Consider the following 17,349-nt stretch of genomic DNA (forward strand, 5'->3'; position numbering starts at 1 on the left):
GATTATCCTCTTATTTTTTTAAGGAAATAACCGTTTCTTCGTCTGGTGTAACATAAACTGTCTGCTGATTATCGTAAATTACAAAGCCAGGCTTTGCCCCGCTTGGTTTTTTTACATGGCGGACTAGTGTATAGTCAACAGGAACGGAACTCGATTGTCTAGCCTTGCTGAAATAAGCAGCCAGTTTTGCCGCTTGCAAGATTGTTTCCTCTGAAGGGTTTTTGCTGCGGATAACCACATGACTGCCTGGTATATCCTTCGTATGCAGCCAAATTTCATCTCTTGCTGCGACTTTATTAGTTAAGTAATCATTTTGCTTATTATTTTTCCCTACTAATATTTCAGTTTCATCATAAGTATACTGGTCAAGAACAGGCTTCGCATTTTGCGGCTTTTTGGCTTGTTTTTTCTGTCTTTCTCTTAAATAGCCTTCCTCTATTAATTCCTCGCGTATTTCCTGGATATCTTTCGGAGAGGCAGTCAATATTTGGTGATACAAGGCCTCAAAATATTCTAGCTCCGTTTTTGCAATAGCAATCTGTTCCTTAATGATATCAATAGAGTTTTTCGCTTTTTGATAGCGAGTGAAATACTTTTGGGCATTCTCAGATGGTGATAGTCTTGGATTCAATTCAATATCCATGCTGCTTCCGTCAGGGTCGTAATAATTGATAACTTCAAGCTTTTTCATCCCTTTTTTAGCAGCATATAGATTGGCGGTCAGCAGTTCACCAAGGAGCTGGTAATGATCAGCATTTTCTGCTTCAGATAAAGTTCTTTCCAGCTTGCTGATTTTTTTGCTGTTTTTATCCCGCTCATTTTGAATAAAACGCTCTAAATCATTGCTCTGCTGCTTAACACGATCTCTTTCGGCTTTCCCGAAATAGAAGCGGTCGAGCATTTCACTTAATGTAGAAAAGCTTTTTGCTTCACCGCCGACATGTTCAATCGGCACGAAATAAAAGTATTCCTTGTTTTCAGTCATCATGATTGCAGGCTCGAATTTTTCGGTTTTCACGATGGTCATCGCTGCTGCAAAGGCTGCGGGTAGAGTCGTTCTATTCGCTAGCCCTGCTTTGTATACGATCTCCTTAGCGATGAGCGGTGATAGGCCGGAAAAATGCTGAACAAGCTGCTTATCGAGCTTTCCGCTATTGAAATCAACCTTTTTGAGTACATCTTCTTCCGTTGCTTCAAGAGGGTTGCTTTTTTCTTGAGCTGGCGGTGAGATATATTCATAACCAGGCAAAATGGCCCGATGGCTGTTAACCGCATAGGAGACATGCTTAATGCTGTCCAAAATTGTTTTTTTCTCTTGATCCACTAAGATGATGTTGCTGTGTCTTCCCATGATCTCAATAATCAGCTTTTTATAGGAGATATCACCGATTTCATTGCGTCCTTTTACTTCAAGGACAATGATCCGTTCATTTTCGACTTGATATATATTTTCGATAAAGTAGCCTTCTAAATGCTTGCGCAGAAGCATACAGAACATAGGCGGTTCTTTAGGATTTTCATATGATTCTTGAGTGAGCTGAATTCTTGCATAGCTTGGATGAACGGAAAGAAGCAGCTTTTGGTTTTTGCCGTTTGCCCGGACAATTAAGACAATTTCATTCGTAAAAGGCTGCTGAACCTTATTAATTCTTCCCCCTTTAAGATTTTGCGATATTTCCGAAGCCATCGCTCTAGTAAATAAACCATCAAATGACATAATAAACATTCCTTTTCTTTACGAGTAAAAACATAAGTACCTTCTATTAATGTACATGAAATCTCTTTTATTATAAAGCATCAGCCTCTATTAGGGAATTTACGGCTTGTGAGGGGCTTTTTATGCTTTTCCAATTATTAATAGCATTATTTCACAAATGCATGAATATGATTTCTTATATAGTGGTGTGGGACAACTATGTAGGTTTGGCAGGTGTTCGAACGACTATAATTTCTTCGCCTTTTTAAGTGGCGAGCCTGATTTTAGAAAAGGGGGAAGTGAGATGGCCGGATGAACTATCATGAAATGAATGAGAACGAAGTGGAAGAAGCATTGAATACCGATTTTTCGGCTGGATTGTCGGATGATGATGTCGGCAAGCGCGTAAAGCAATTCGGATCAAATGAGTTGGAGGAAGGAGAGAAGCAAAGTGCTTTGCTCTTATTCTTCAACCAGTTCAAGGATTTTATGGTTCTGGTGCTTTTAGCAGCAACGTTGATTTCAGGTTTATTAGGCGAATATATCGATGCGATTGCAATCATTGCAATCATCATTCTCAATAGTTTTCTTGGTTTTTTCCAGGAGAGAAGGGCTGAAAAATCACTTTCTGCATTGAAGGAGCTTTCGCAGCCGCAAGTCCAAGTGCGAAGAAATGGCGAATGGATAAAGGTGCTGTCAAGAGAGCTTGTGCCTGGAGATGTAATCAAGTTTTCCAGTGGTGACAGAATTGGTGCAGATGTTCGTGTTATCGAATCACGGAGCTTGGAAGTAGAAGAGTCAGCTTTGACAGGTGAGTCAGTGCCTGTGCAAAAAGTGACTAACTCTATAAAAAATCCCAATTTGACTTTGGGTGATATGGAAAACATGGGCTTCATGGGAACAATGGTCACAAGAGGAAGCGGCATGGGGGTTGTCATTGCTACAGGGATGAAAACGGCTATGGGCCAAATTGCAGATCTTTTGCAAAATGCAGAGTCACAAACGACACCGTTGCAGCGCAGACTTGAACAGCTCGGAAAAATCTTGATTGTCACAGCGTTGTTCTTAACGGTACTTGTTGTTGGTATTGGTGTGCTGCAAGGCAATGATCTGTATACAATGGTGCTTGCAGGTGTATCTTTAGCTGTTGCAGCTATCCCAGAGGGACTGCCAGCAATTGTAACTATCGCACTGAGCCTCGGTGTACAAAAAATGATTCGTAAAAATGCTGTTGTCCGGAAGCTTCCAGCTGTAGAGACGCTCGGCTGTGCTTCTATAATCTGTTCAGATAAAACAGGAACATTAACACAAAATAAGATGACAGTAACTAAGATTTGGAGCAGCGGGCGTACTTGGTCTGTGGACGGTGCAGGCTATGAACCGCAAGGGAATTATTATGAAAAAGATCAAGTTATTGATCCTAAAAACGAAAAAGGCCTGCAGCAGCTCCTCACATTCGGGATGCTCTGCAATCATGCAGAAATTGAACAAAAATCGGGTGAGTATGTTTTGAATGGTGACCCAACAGAAGGAGCGCTAATCGTTGCCGGGATGAAGGCCGGATTTACGAAAAGCCAGCTGTTGAGTCAATTCGAGATAGTAAAGGAATTCCCATTTGATTCAACAAGAAAGATGATGAGTGTCATTGTTAAGGATTCTACTGGAAGACAGTTTGTTGTAACAAAAGGCGCCCCAGATGTGTTAATTGGACAAAGTAAGACAATCTTGATGGGGAATAGAATGGAGAACATCGGCAGTCGGGAGAAGTCGGTCGTACAAGCTGCCATTGATGGACTTGCATCCCAAGCATTAAGAACAATTGCCATCGCTTTTAAAGAGATTTCTGCTAACACTATTATTTTGCATGAAAAAGAAGCAGAAAGCGAGCTTGTGTTTATTGGACTGCAAGGAATCATCGATCCTCCGCGTCCAGAAGTGAAACAGGCCGTAAAGGAATGTAAGGAAGCTGGAATTAAAACGGTTATGATTACAGGTGACCATGTGATTACAGCAAACGCCATTGCTAAACAGCTTGGCATTGCTAACAGCCAGTCAAAAGTGCTTGAAGGTAAAGAGCTTTCAAATATGAGTGTGGAAGAATTAGAGGATGTTGTAGAGGATGTTTCTGTGTTTGCTAGGGTTTCACCTGAGCATAAACTGAAGATTGTTCAGGCCTTCCAAAACAGGGGTCATATCGTGGCAATGACAGGTGACGGAGTCAATGATGCTCCAGCTATTAAGACGGCTGATATCGGGATTGCGATGGGCATTACAGGCACAGATGTAGCCAAAGAAGCATCTTCCCTTGTTTTAATGGATGACAACTTCGCTTCTATTAAAGCAGCGATTATAGAGGGAAGAAATATCTATGAAAATATCCGCAAATTTATCCGCTATTTGCTAGCATCCAATGTTGGTGAGATTCTAGTGATGCTTTTTGCAATGATATTAGGACTGCCCCTGCCGTTAGTGCCAATCCAGATTCTTTGGGTTAACCTAGTCACAGATGGTCTGCCAGCGATGGCGCTTGGATTAGACAGACCAGAAGATAATGTCATGAAGCGTGATCCGCGCAGTCCGAATGAAGGTGTATTTGCAAGGGGACTTGGCTGGAAGGTTATTTCCAGAGGTTTTCTAATCGGGTTATCAACTATCGCGGCCTTTATGTTCGCATATAATGAAAATCCTGATAATCTTGCATACGCCCAGACAATTGCCTTTGCTACATTAGTAATGGCACAGCTGATTCATGTTTTTGACTGCCGCAGTGAAAAATCAATCTTGTCCCGCAATCCATTTGGAAATATGTATTTAGTTTGGGCGGTTATTTCTTCCTTACTGTTAGTGCTTGTCGTTATTTACGTACCAGCATTGCAAAGCATTTTCCATACAGTAGCCATCGTTCCAAAGGATTGGCTAATGGTGATAGGTCTAGCTTCTGTTCCAACTTTTTTACTAGCAGGATCATTTTTGTTAAGTAAATCAAAATAAAATATGTTATAATCCAAAAGGTACTAGAGATAACTCTATGCCTTTTGTTTTTTTTATGTGGATATCTCTTAATGAGCAAGTGATTAAATGGCAGCAGCAAAGCGAAATGCCAAAACATTTGGATGTGTTGATATATGGTGAAAAGCATGACGGGCTATGGGCTAGGTTCCCGAAACGGTGAGGGCATTACCATAACTGTCGAAATTAAGACTGTTAATCACCGCTTCTGTGAACAGACTGTCCGTATGCCGAAACAATATATACTATTGGAAGATGCAGTGAAAAAGACAATAGCAGCTTATATACATAGAGGAAGAGCAGAAATATTCATCACGATTGAAGGCGATAATGCCAAAAATCAAAAGATGGTCGTTGATTGGCAATTGCTTGATGAGTATTACCGAGTACTTGAAGAAATGAAAGCCAGGTATGGCATCAGCCAAGCGGTGTCGATTCATGAGCTGTTGCAAAACAAAGATTGCTTTAAAACATTGGACAATTCCATTAATGCTGCAGTACTGGAGCCGCTCCTATTGGATGCTGCAGGTGAAGCTGCACAGCATTTGTCTGTAATGAGACAAGCGGAAGGACGGTTGTCAAAGGCCAGCATAAGCATATTGCTCGAAAACGTCCGCCAAGTCACAGACCAGTTGAAGGAACTTGCGCCAAAAGTGGTTGAAAGCTACCGGGAGAGGCTCAAGGAAAAGCTGGAAAGCTATACAAATGGTCTTTTTGATGAGAGCAGGCTTTTGACAGAAGTTGCAATATTTGCTGACAAAGCCGATATTTATGAAGAATTGGTGCGCATGTATAGCCATATTCACCAATTTACTTCTATAATAGAGGAAACTGGACCTGTTGGCAGAAAGCTTGATTTTCTTTTACAAGAGATGAACAGGGAAGCGAATACCGTCGGCGCAAAAGGCAATGCGGCAGATATAGCCTCTGTTGTAGTGGAGCTGAAAAGTCTCTTAGAGAAAATAAAGGAGCAAGTCCAAAACATTGAATAAGGAACGTTTAGATTAAGTCTAACTCGTCAAAAATAATACAATATGATTGGGGTAGAATTATGTCCATCAAGCTAATTAACATTGGTTTCGGTAATATTGTTTCTGCAAACCGGATCATTTCGATCGTAAGTCCTGAATCAGCTCCAATTAAGCGAATTATTCAAGATGCTAGAGATCGAGGCTCACTTATTGATGCAACATATGGCCGGAGAACAAGAGCCGTAATTGTGATGGATAGCGATCATGTTATCCTGTCGGCTGTTCAGCCTGAAACAGTTGCACATCGATTAAATGACCGTGATGAAATTTTGGATGAAGGGTAGGAGAAAGATTTGGTAGATAAAGGGCTTTTGATTGTTTTGTCAGGACCTTCCGGAGTAGGTAAAGGAACGGTCCGCAAGGAGATTTTCTCTCAGGAAAATACTTCTTTTGAATATTCCATTTCCATGACAACAAGGCTTCCGCGTACTGGTGAAGTGGATGGAACTGATTATTTCTTTAAGACTAGAGAAGAATTTGAAGATTTAATCGAGCAAGGGAAGCTGCTGGAATATGCTGAGTTTGTCGGCAATTATTACGGCACGCCTGTCGACTATGTCAGAGAGACAACAGACAGAGGGAAAGATGTTTTCCTTGAAATAGAAGTGGAAGGTGCAAGGCAAGTAAGGGAGAAATTTCCTGATGGCTTGTTTATATTCTTAAGCCCGCCGAGTTTGTCCGAGTTGAAAAACCGCATTGTGACAAGAGGTACAGAAACAGAAGAAATCATTAATAACCGTATGAATGTGGCAAGAGAAGAAATTGAAATGATGCACTTGTATGACTATGTAGTTGAAAATGATACAGTTGAAAATGCATGTGAAAAAATAAAAGCAATTATTGTTGCAGAGCATTGCAGAAGAGAAAGAGTAGAACCAAAATATAAAAAAATGCTGGAGGCTAACTAATCTATGCTAAATCCATCTATTGATTCTTTATTAACTAAAATTGATTCAAAATATTCATTAGTGTCTGTTGCTGCTAAAAGAGCAAGAAAGCTTCAATTAAACGCAAAACCGCAATTGGATAAATATATTTCACACAAAAACGTAGGAAAAGCGCTAGAGGAAATCAATCATGATCAGCTGACATACCGTGTAAACGACCCAGCTGAAACAGAATGATCTATTAGATTCACGTTTAGAAGAGTGAATATCAACAAAAAAAGACTGGATCTTTCATCAGATCAGTCTTTTTTCATGGAGTGGACAAAGTTTGTAAACTCACGAGTTACCTCAGGTGAAAAATCTTTTAATTTCTTGCATAATAAGAAGTACTAAAGAAGAGAAAGAAGTGGATGCAAATTGTTACAAGGTAAAAAGATTCTATTATGTGTGACAGGGGGTATCGCTGTCTATAAGATGTGTGCGTTGACTAGCAAGCTTACCCAAAAAGGTGCAGAAGTCAAAGTAATCATGTCTGAATCGGCTATGCAATTTGTGTCCCCGCTCACATTTAAGGCGCTTTCGAAAAACGAGGTGTTCACAGATACTTTTGATGAAAAAGATCCAAAAGTCATCGCGCATATTGACCTTGCAGATTGGGCTGATTTGATTTTAGTCGGACCGGCAACCGCTAATATCATTGGGAAGTTGGCGAACGGAATTGCTGATAACATGATTTCCACAACACTGTTAGCGGCAACCGCTGAGGTGTGGATTGCTCCAGCAATGAATGTGCATATGTATGATCATCCAGCTGTGCAAAAAAATATAGCAGTATTGTATGATTACGGGTACCGTTTCATTAATCCAGGAGAAGGCTATTTAGCATGCGGCTATGTTGGAAAAGGCAGATTAGAAGAGCCGGAAAAAATCATTGAGCATATGGAGGCTCATTTTCAAGGGGAAAAGAAGCTGCTCGAGGGGCAAACGGTTTTGGTAACAGCAGGACCTACACGGGAAAAAATTGACCCAGTGCGGTTTGTTTCTAACCATTCAACTGGAAAGATGGGTTACAGTATAGCGAAGCAGGCAATCAAAATGGGAGCAAAAGTAATTCTTGTTACAGGACCTACTCATTTGACACCTCCTAAAGAAGCGGAAGTATTTCCTGTCGAAAGTGCGGAGGAAATGTACGAGCGAGTTATGGAAAACAGCAATCATGCCGATATTATTGTGAAAACTGCTGCAGTCAGCGACTATAAGCCTGTCTTGGCACATGAGCATAAAGTTAAAAAGAAAGACGGCACAGAAATGATCGAGTTTACGAGAACAAAGGACATTTTGCTGGAGCTGGGAAAACGAAAAACCAATCAAGTGCTGGTCGGCTTTGCTGCTGAAACACAGAGCGTTGATGAATATGCCCGTGAAAAGCTCAACCGGAAAAATGCTGACATGATTGTAGCCAACAATATAACTGCTGCAGGAGCGGGGTTTGGCACAGATACAAATCTAGTGACCATCTATAAACGCAATGGCGAAAAGGATGAGCTGCCTCTTATGACAAAGGATGAGGTCGCAAAAAAGATTCTCGAGCAAGCTTATAAAATAAAGGAAGAGATTTAAAATGAGTGTTGCAAAGGTAATTGTGGACGTGCCTGCAAAGCAAACGGACAGGCCGTTTGACTATTTAATACCAGAGCACTTGGAAGAAGTCATTCAGCCAGGAATGCGGGTGATTGTGCCGTTTGGACCGAGAAAGGTGCAGGGATTTGTTGAATCCATAGAAGAGACATCATCCTTTAAGTCACTGAAAAAAGTGATTGAACCGATGGATGTTGTTCCAGTGTTAAATGAAGAGCTGCTATTGCTTGGGGACTGGCTTTCCAAAACAACATTATGCTATAAAATCTCTGCCTATCAGGTAATGCTGCCACCTGCATTAAAAGCGAAATACGAACGAAGCCTTAAACTTATAAAGGAAGACAGGGAACTTTTGCTGTCTGAAGGACTAAGACAGCTTTTTAAAAACGAAGAGACAGTGCTTTGGGAGGAAGCGATAAAGCATGTTTCCATTCCTGCGATTCAGAAGCTTGTTAAAGACAGTATTGTGGAAGTTCAATATAAAGTCCAATCAAGGGGAAAGCAGAAAAAAACAAAGCATATCATTCCACTGATGAGTGCAGATGAAATGCAAAGATATGCAGATTCTTTGTCTAAGCAAGCAAGTAAACAAAAGCAAGTGGTCGAGTTTTTTATTGAAAACAGAGATCCGATTGAACAAAAGCAATTGCTTGAAAGATTACAAATTTCAAGTTCTGCAGTAAAAGGCCTTGTGGAGAAGCAAGTCTTAGCTGAAAAAAACATGGAAATCTACCGTGATCCCTATGAGCAAAGGCAATTTGCCAAAACAGAGCCACTTACCTTAACAGCCGAGCAGGCAAAAGCAATCGAGCCAATCCATTCATCCATTAGGAATGATAAGCATGAAGTGTTTTTGCTGTATGGCGTTACAGGAAGCGGCAAAACAGAGGTTTATCTGCAGTCCATTCAAAATGTCCTTGAAAAAGGAGAAGAAGCCATTGTTCTCGTTCCAGAAATTGCTTTAACTCCGCAAATGGTTAATCGTTTTAAAGGACGGTTCGGCGACCAGGTAGCGGTCCTCCACAGCGGATTATCTGTCGGAGAAAAGTATGATGAGTGGAGAAAAATCCAACGTAAAGAAGTGAAGGTAGTAGTAGGTGCCAGATCCGCGATATTCGCTCCGTTTGAGAATCTTGGAATTATCATCATCGATGAGGAACATGAGATGACGTATAAGCAAGAAGAAAACCCAAGATATCATGCAAGAGATGCAGCGATTGAAAGAGGAAAACGTCATGGCTGTCCTGTTGTTCTTGGCAGTGCTACACCGTCACTGGAGAGCTTCGCCCGAGCGCAAAAGGGTGTCTACACCCAATTGTCCCTTCCGAGCAGAATGAATAACAGACCGCTGCCGCAAGTTGAAATTGTCGATATGCGGGAAGAGCTTAAAGAAGGAAACCGCTCCATGTTTTCACGGGTGCTGTTAGAAAAGCTTAAAGTGCGCATTGAAAAACAGGAACAGACTGTATTGTTCCTGAATAAACGGGGTCATTCTTCGTTTGTCATGTGTCGTGATTGTGGTTATGTGGTAAAATGTCCTCATTGTGATATCAGCTTAACTTATCATCGCTTTTCTAATCAGATGAAATGCCATTACTGTGGTTATGAAGACCAGACGCCGCTTCAATGTCCTGAGTGCAACAGCGAGCATATTCGCTATTTCGGCACAGGAACGCAAAAAGTTGAGGAAGAGCTCGTTAAAGTGCTGCCAGAAGCAAGAGTTATTCGCATGGATGTTGATACAACAAGTCGCAAAGGTTCACACGAGAAGCTTTTAAGAGAGTTTCAAGAGGGCAATGCAGACATATTGTTAGGAACACAGATGATTGCCAAAGGGCTGGATTTTCCGAAAATCACGTTAGTTGGAGTGCTTTCAGCAGACACGATGCTGCATTTGCCTGATTTTCGATCTTCAGAAAAGACATTCCAGCTTCTAACCCAGGTCAGCGGGCGGGCTGGCAGGCATGAATTGGCAGGGGAAGTAATCTTTCAGACATACACACCGGACCATTACAGTATTGAATTGGCAAGCCAGCAAGATTATGACAGCTTTTATCAGAGTGAGATGATGATAAGAAGAAACCACTCCTATCCTCCTTACTATTATATAACACTAATAACTGTCAGCCATGAGGAACTGATGAAAACAGTCGCCGTAACGGAACAAATTACGAAAGTCGTGCGACATAAGCTTTCTCCTAAGACGGTCGTATTAGGACCAGTTGCTTCCCCTATTTCCAGAATAAAAAATAGATATCGGTATCAGTGTCTGATAAAATACAAACAGGAACCAAACCTGAAAGAGGTATTGAAGTCGATTTTAGATCACTATCAAGGTGAAATGAGCACAAATGGTTTACAAATTTCGATAGATGTTAATCCTTATATACTAATGTGATAGCATTATTAAAATAAAAAAGTATTTTTAGATATAAAAGTTATTGGAGGAAAAGCAGTGTCTGTAAGAAAAATAGTGCTGTCTCCTGATCCGGTTTTAGAACAGCCGTGTACGGAAGTAACAGTTTTTGACAAAAAGTTAGCAAAATTACTAAATGATATGTATGATACAATGCTAGAATTTGACGGTGTTGGGCTAGCAGCTCCGCAAATTGGCATAGGAAAACGCATTGCAGTTGTTGATATTGACGATGGTTCTGGAACGATTGAACTTATTAATCCTGTGCTGCTGTCTGCAGACGGTGAACAAACTGGACCAGAAGGCTGCTTGAGCTTTCCAGGCCTTTTCGGTGAAGTAAGCAGACCATACTCCATTAAAGTCCAAGCACAAAATCGCAGAGGGAAATGGTTTACGATTGAAGCAGAGGACTTTTTGGCAAGAGCCATTTTACATGAGATGGATCATTTGGACGGAGTGTTATTTACTTCCAAAGTATCTAGATATTTAGAAGAAGATGAACTTGAAGGAGTGGAGAGCTGATGACGAAAATAGTATTTATGGGAACGCCTGACTTTTCCGTGCCGGTTTTGCAGCGCATCATTGGGGACGGTTATGAAGTTATTGCCGTTGTCACACAGCCTGATCGCCCTGTTGGCAGAAAAAAAGTGCTTACTCCTCCACCAGTAAAAGTTGAAGCATTAAAGCACGGTATACCTGTTTACCAGCCAGAGAAAATACGTCAATCTGAAGAATTAGCGCAAATAATCGCTTTGAATCCTGATTTAATTGTGACTGCTGCTTTCGGTCAAATTTTGCCGAAAGAGCTTCTTGATGCTCCGAAACTGGGCTGTATTAATGTCCATGCGTCTCTGTTGCCTGAACTTAGAGGCGGAGCGCCAATCCATTACAGCATTATTCAAGGGAAAGAGAAAACTGGTATTACCATCATGTACATGGCGGAAAAACTAGATGCGGGAGACATCCTGACTGTTGCAGAAGTGCCGATTGAGGAAGAAGATACAGTTGGTACATTGCATGATAAACTAAGTGAAACAGGCAGTGAGCTCCTGTCCAGCACCTTACCTAAGCTGATTGCCGGTGAATTAACACCGATTCCTCAAGATGACGAGAAGGCGACATTTGCACCAAATATAAAAAGATCTGATGAAAGAATCGACTGGTCGTCATCAGGAGAGCAGATATACAATAAAATTCGCGGCATGAATCCGTGGCCTGTTGCCTTTACAGAATACGAAAGTAAGCCGATGAAGATATGGGGAGCAAAAAAAATAGCTAGACAGACAGATGCTCTTCCAGGCACGATTGTAAGCATTGGGGAAGACGGTCTAATCGTAGCAACTGGCAGCGGTTCGTTCATAAAGATTACAGAACTTCAGCCAGCAGGCAAGAAAAAAATGACAGCTGACGTTTTCCTGCGTGGTGCAGGTGCGAAGCTTGCTGTCAAGGAAATATTAGGAGTTATCAATGAAAACTAAAAAGAAAAACGTCAGGGAAGCAGCACTCGAAATTTTAGAGAGCATTAACAGCAACCAGGCATACAGCAACCTGCTGTTGAACAGCAGCATTAAAAAAAATGAAATACCGCAAAAGGATATCGGGCTTTTGACAGAAATCGTCTACGGCACACTGCAGCGGAAAATGACCTTGGACTTTTACTTGGATACCTTTTTGACAAACAAGAAAAAGATGGAAAGCTGGGTCATTACACTTTTGCAAATGACTTTATATCAGCTCGTATTTCTGGATCGTATTCCAGATCATGCTGCTATCAATGAGGCAGTTGAGATTGCAAAAAGAAAAGGTCATAAAGGAATAGCAGGTCTTGTAAATGGTGTTCTTCGCAATATCCAAAGAAAAGGGCTTCCTGCCTTTGATTCCATTAAGGATCCAGCCGAAAGGCTTTCCATTGAGATGAGTCATCCTTTGTGGCTTGTTAAACGCTGGATAGATCAGCTTGGTTTTGAAGACACAAAAAAAATGTGCGAAATTAACTTAACTGCTCCTGTGCAGACAGCACGGGTCAATACAACCAAAACAACAGTCGGTGAATGTTTGCGTATGTTAGAGGAGGAAGGCTATCAAGTTGCAGCAAGCGACATTATTCCTGAAGGCATCCAAGGACTAAAAGGCAATCTCGCTAATTCTGACTGCTTTAAGCAAGGCTTGTTGACAATTCAGGACGAGAGTTCTATGATTGTTGCCTATGCTCTTAATGTGGATGGAGACGAAACTGTCCTGGATGCATGTGCTGCACCAGGAGGCAAATCAACTCATATAGCTGAAAAGCTTCAAAATGGTGGCAATGTGCTATCTGTTGATTTGCATGAGCATAAAGTGAAACTTATTCAGCAAAATGCCCAAAGACTTCATTTGGATAATATTAACACAAAAGCGATGGACAGCCGTCGTTTGCCTGAAGTATTGGAGAAAGAATCCTTTGACAGAATTCTGCTTGACGCCCCTTGCTCCGGTTTTGGGGTAATGAGGAGAAAGCCTGATATTAAATACGCAAAAAAAGAAGAGGATGTCAGCCGTCTTCATACGATACAGCTTCAGCTCCTTGAATCATTATCTCCATTGTTAAAAAAGGGCGGTACAATGGTTTACAGCACTTGTACTGTTGATAAAGCGGAGAATGAAGCAGTGCTGGAACAATTTTTGCAAACAAATAACCAATTTGAAAAAGATACAAGTTTAGTGGAACGATTGCCCGCATCTATTCAGAAATATGCAAATGGGCATGAACTGCAGGTATTACCACAATATTTTGGCTCTGATGGCTTTTATATTGCGGCATTAAGAAAGAAGGTGCAATAAAATGGAACAAGTAAAATCATCAAGAAGAAAACAAACAGCAGAACCGACAATCCCATCCATCTACTCTTTGCAATTGGACGAGTTGAGAGAATGGTTAAAAGAGCATAATGAAAAAGCGTTTAGAGCAGAACAAATCTTTGAATGGCTTTATAAAAAAAGGGTTACTTCCTTTGAAGATATGTCTAACTTGTCGAAAAATCTCCGTTTGCTTTTAGAAGAGAATTTCACAATTACAACATTAAAAACGATTATTGAACAAACATCAAGTGATGGTACTATTAAATTTTTATTTGAACTTCATGATGGATATTCCATTGAAACAGTTTTAATGAGACATGATTATGGTAATTCTGTATGTGTAACGACACAAGTCGGCTGCCGTATCGGCTGTACATTCTGTGCTTCTACCCTTGGTGGATTAAAAAGAAACCTAGAAGCAGGAGAAATTGTTGCTCAAGTCGTAAAAGTACAGCAAGCCCTTGATAAATTGGATGAGCGTGTAAGCTCTGTCGTAATCATGGGAATTGGTGAGCCTTTTGATAACTTCAACAGCATGCTCAGCTTCTTAAAAATCATTAACCATGATAAAGCATTAAATATCGGTGCTAGACATATCACGGTTTCGACAAGTGGTATCATTCCGAAGATCTATGAATTTGCCGACCAGAACATGCAAATCAACTTTGCCGTTTCTCTGCATGCTCCAAATACGGAAATTAGAAGCAGACTTATGCCAATCAACAGAGCGTATAAGCTTCCTGAATTAATGGATGCTATCCGTTATTATATTAATAAAACAGGACGAAGAGTAAGCTTTGAGTATGGTTTATTTGGAAATGTTAATGACCAGGTAGAACATGCGGAAGAATTGGCTAAACTTGTAAAAGGGGTTAAATGCCACGTGAATCTAATACCTGTTAACTATGTTCCAGAACGCGATTATGTTCGCACACCAAGAGATCAAATTTTCTTGTTTGAGAAAACGTTAAAAGACCGTGGTGTAAATGTAACAATCCGCAGAGAACAAGGTTCAGACATTGATGCTGCTTGCGGCCAGCTTCGCGCGAAGGAGAGACAAGAAGAGACGAGGTGATAACTTTTGAGTCAAATATTCATGACAGATAAAGGGAAAGTCAGACAGCATAATGAAGATAGTGGAGCGATTTGCTTCAACAAAGCCGGACAGCGCCTTGCCATCGTAGCCGATGGTATGGGCGGCCACCGTGCTGGTGATGTTGCAAGCCGTTTAACTGTTGAAAATCTAGCTAACTTTTGGGAGAATGCGGAAGCAATCATAACAGCAGATGCAGCTGAAAACTGGTTAAAATCGCATATTCTTGAAGTCAACAAGATTGTTTTGCGTTATGCCCAAGAAAACCCGGAATGTGATGGGATGGGGACAACGATTATAGCTGTTATCAGTACAGACAGTTTTTCTACGATTGCCCATGTCGGCGACAGCCGCTGTTATCTTTATAACGAGGACGGCTTTAAGCAGCTTACAGAGGACCATTCCCTTGTGAATGAGCTAGTAAGGATGGGACAGATCACGAAGGAGGATGCTGAGCATCATCCGCGAAAAAATGTTGTGCTGCGGGCGCTAGGCACAGATGAGCAGCTTGACATAGACGTGATTACGATTGTTTTTGAACAGGGAGATGTTATTTTCATTTGTTCGGACGGCTTATCTAATAAAGTGGGAGACGAGGAGATTAAGGAAGTGCTTGGAGCTCCAGAAACTTTAGAACGAAAGGCTGAGTATTTAATTGAAACAGCCAATAAAAATGGCGGCGAAGATAATATAACAGTCATTATCCTTGAATTTTTTGACGGTAATAAAGCAGGTGAAGCAAGATGATGATAGGCAAAAGGATAAGTGGTCGCTATAAGATAATTGATATGATCGGCGGCGGGGGAATGGCCAATGTTTATCTTGCCCATGATATGATTCTTGACCGTGATGTTGCAGTGAAAATGCTGCGTCTGGATTTCGTCAATGATGAAGAATTTATCCGTCGTTTTCACAGAGAAGCACAATCGGCCACCAGTTTGGCTCATCCGAATATCGTCAATATTTATGATGTCGGCGAAGAAGGAAACATCTATTACATTGTCATGGAATATGTGGCAGGAGACACCTTAAAACAATACATACAAAAACATTCTCCCGTGCCTATTGAAACAGCATTAGATATCATGAGACAGCTGACATCCGGAATTTCTCATGCCCATCAAAACAATATTGTCCACAGGGATATAAAGCCCCATAATATTTTAATTGATAACCATGGCAATGTTAAAATCACAGATTTTGGCATAGCGATGGCATTGAGTGCAACGAGCATTACGCAGACAAACTCGGTACTCGGATCTGTCCATTATTTATCACCAGAACAGGCGCGAGGCGGGATGGCCAATAAAAAGTCGGATATATATTCACTGGGGATAGTCATGTTTGAGCTGCTGACAGGAAGACTGCCGTTTTCAGGCGAATCAGCAGTTTCCATCGCCTTGAAGCATCTCCAGTCAGAAACGCCGAGTGTCAGGAGATGGAACAGTGAGGTTCCGCAAAGTGTGGAGAACATTGTCTTAAAAGCAACTGCAAAAGATCCATTCCACCGCTACAGCAGCATGGAAGAAATGCAAGAGGATTTGCGGACAGCACTTGACCCGGAACGGATAAATGAACCGAAATTTCATGTCCCGGTGGATGATGAAGCAACGAAAGCTATTCCGATTATTACCGATGACCGCAGCTTTCCTAACTTAGACGAAACAATTGTACATGCGAAGGAAGAAAAGCATGCAAAGGAAGAACCGAAGGAGAAGGCAGGCAAAGAGAAAAAGCAAAAAAAGCCGAAAAAGAAAGGGAAAAAGCTGACGATTGCGTTAGTTTCTACATTTTTGGTTTTAGTTATTCTCGCCATACTGACAATCACACTTTTTCCGGCCATTTACATTCCTGAGGAAGTTGCGGTCCCTGATGTTGCAGGTTCGACAAAAGATGAAGCAATATCAGAACTCGAAGCAGCTGGTTTTAAAATCGGAGAAATCAAGACACTAAATGATGAAGAAGTGGATGCAGGTTCTATAATCCGTACAGCACCGAAAGCAGGCAATAATGCGAAACAAGGTGCATCAATCACCCTTTATGAAAGCTTAGGGAAAGAGAAGTATGAACTGGATGATTACGTCGGCAGGGAATATGAAGATGTTGTGAAGCTGTTGGAAAAGCAGGGCTTTAAGAACATCAGCAAAGTGGAGGAATTCGATGAATCACAGCCTTCTGGAACTATCCTTGAACAAGATTTTGAAAAAGGAGACGAAGTCGTTCCGGAAGATGCTGAGTTAGAATTTACGATCAGCAAAGGAGCACAGTTTATTAAACTGACAGATTTGGCTGGTTATACAAAAAAAGAAGTCAATGATTATATTGATGAACAAGATTTAGCGGTGACCTTCACGGAGGAATACAGCGACACCGTCGATGAAGGAAAAGTCATTTCTCAAACACCGGCAGCGGGTACAAATGTGCGGATTAGCGCACAAGTTTCTGTTGTGCTTTCAAAGGGTAAGGAAGAAGTGCCCCCTAAAGAAGTAACACAGGAAATCACGATACCATTTGAACCGACTGAAATGACAGAAGACGGACAGCCGAAAGCGCAAGAAGTAAAAATATATATTGGCGATTTGGAAAATAATATGACAGAGCCAATAGATACCTTTTCTATAACGGAAACGACAAAAAAGACAATTACACTAAGAATTCCAGAAGGCGGAAAGGGCTACTATCGCGTGTTTCGTGATCAAAGTGTCATCATTGATGAAGAAGTGCCATATCCAGGTTAAGGA

General features: G+C 41.2%; 14 protein-coding genes. 13 read left to right on the forward strand and 1 reads right to left on the reverse strand.

The annotated features are described in order from the left end of the window. Positions 1–10: 10 nt before the first annotated feature. Complete coding sequence (locus ACLIJJ_RS08475) at positions 11–1,717, reverse strand: Rqc2 family fibronectin-binding protein (protein ID WP_411410755.1); 1,707 nt, start codon at positions 1,715–1,717, stop codon at positions 11–13. 291 nt (positions 1,718–2,008) lie between these two features. On the opposite strand from ACLIJJ_RS08475, the gene ACLIJJ_RS08480 reads away from it, so the two are divergent. The 13 genes from ACLIJJ_RS08480 to pknB all read left to right on the forward strand — a co-directional run bounded on the left by ACLIJJ_RS08480 (position 2,009) and on the right by pknB (position 17,346). Then, positions 2,009–4,687, forward strand: a complete 2,679-nt coding sequence (locus ACLIJJ_RS08480; RefSeq protein WP_233314449.1) for a calcium-translocating P-type ATPase, SERCA-type — start codon at positions 2,009–2,011, stop codon at positions 4,685–4,687. A gap of 134 nt (positions 4,688–4,821) precedes the next feature. Beyond that, positions 4,822–5,697, forward strand: a complete 876-nt coding sequence (locus ACLIJJ_RS08485; RefSeq protein WP_411410756.1) for a YicC/YloC family endoribonuclease — start codon at positions 4,822–4,824, stop codon at positions 5,695–5,697. A gap of 59 nt (positions 5,698–5,756) precedes the next feature. Next, positions 5,757–6,020 carry an extracellular matrix/biofilm regulator RemA gene (gene remA, locus ACLIJJ_RS08490; RefSeq protein ID WP_101576563.1) on the forward strand — a complete coding sequence of 88 codons (264 nt, stop codon included), beginning with the start codon at positions 5,757–5,759 and terminating at the stop codon, positions 6,018–6,020. Between the two features lie 9 nt (positions 6,021–6,029). Next, positions 6,030–6,644, forward strand: coding sequence for a guanylate kinase (gmk, locus tag ACLIJJ_RS08495; protein WP_233314447.1), 615 nt, complete (start codon positions 6,030–6,032; stop codon positions 6,642–6,644). A 3-nt stretch (positions 6,645–6,647) separates the two neighbouring features. Beyond that, the gene (gene rpoZ / locus ACLIJJ_RS08500) at positions 6,648–6,860 is read left to right on the forward strand and encodes a DNA-directed RNA polymerase subunit omega (RefSeq protein WP_233314446.1); all 213 of its coding nucleotides are present in this window, start codon (positions 6,648–6,650) and stop codon (positions 6,858–6,860) included. A 180-nt stretch (positions 6,861–7,040) separates the two neighbouring features. Next, a complete protein-coding gene (coaBC, locus tag ACLIJJ_RS08505) occupies positions 7,041–8,243 on the forward strand; it encodes a bifunctional phosphopantothenoylcysteine decarboxylase/phosphopantothenate--cysteine ligase CoaBC (protein WP_233314445.1) in 1,203 nt (400 codons plus the stop codon). Between the two features lies 1 nt (position 8,244). Next, positions 8,245–10,659: a primosomal protein N' gene (priA, locus tag ACLIJJ_RS08510; RefSeq protein WP_251644593.1), complete on the forward strand. Its 2,415-nt coding sequence runs from the start codon at positions 8,245–8,247 to the stop codon at positions 10,657–10,659. A gap of 57 nt (positions 10,660–10,716) precedes the next feature. Then, positions 10,717–11,199, forward strand: coding sequence for a peptide deformylase (gene def, locus ACLIJJ_RS08515; RefSeq protein WP_233314443.1), 483 nt, complete (start codon positions 10,717–10,719; stop codon positions 11,197–11,199). After that, the gene (gene fmt, locus ACLIJJ_RS08520; RefSeq protein WP_411410757.1) at positions 11,199–12,155 is read left to right on the forward strand and encodes a methionyl-tRNA formyltransferase; all 957 of its coding nucleotides are present in this window, start codon (positions 11,199–11,201) and stop codon (positions 12,153–12,155) included. The genes def and fmt overlap by 1 nt, the downstream gene beginning before the upstream one ends. Further along, on the forward strand, positions 12,145–13,497 hold the full coding sequence (gene rsmB / locus ACLIJJ_RS08525; protein ID WP_237941171.1) for a 16S rRNA (cytosine(967)-C(5))-methyltransferase RsmB: 1,353 nt from the start codon (positions 12,145–12,147) through the stop codon (positions 13,495–13,497). Before fmt ends, rsmB begins: the two co-directional genes overlap by 11 nt. A 1-nt stretch (position 13,498) precedes the next feature. After that, the gene (rlmN, locus tag ACLIJJ_RS08530) at positions 13,499–14,590 is read left to right on the forward strand and encodes a dual-specificity RNA methyltransferase RlmN (RefSeq protein WP_233314440.1); all 1,092 of its coding nucleotides are present in this window, start codon (positions 13,499–13,501) and stop codon (positions 14,588–14,590) included. Between the two features lie 6 nt (positions 14,591–14,596). Continuing rightward, the gene (locus ACLIJJ_RS08535) at positions 14,597–15,355 is read left to right on the forward strand and encodes a Stp1/IreP family PP2C-type Ser/Thr phosphatase (RefSeq protein WP_282581425.1); all 759 of its coding nucleotides are present in this window, start codon (positions 14,597–14,599) and stop codon (positions 15,353–15,355) included. Beyond that, positions 15,352–17,346: a Stk1 family PASTA domain-containing Ser/Thr kinase gene (gene pknB, locus ACLIJJ_RS08540; RefSeq protein WP_233314439.1), complete on the forward strand. Its 1,995-nt coding sequence runs from the start codon at positions 15,352–15,354 to the stop codon at positions 17,344–17,346. The genes ACLIJJ_RS08535 and pknB overlap by 4 nt, the downstream gene beginning before the upstream one ends. Positions 17,347–17,349: the final 3 nt, after the last annotated feature.

The organism is Niallia laureatilytica (assembly GCF_046613985.1).
In the GTDB taxonomy this organism is placed as follows: Bacteria; Bacillota; Bacilli; order Bacillales; family Cytobacillaceae; genus Niallia.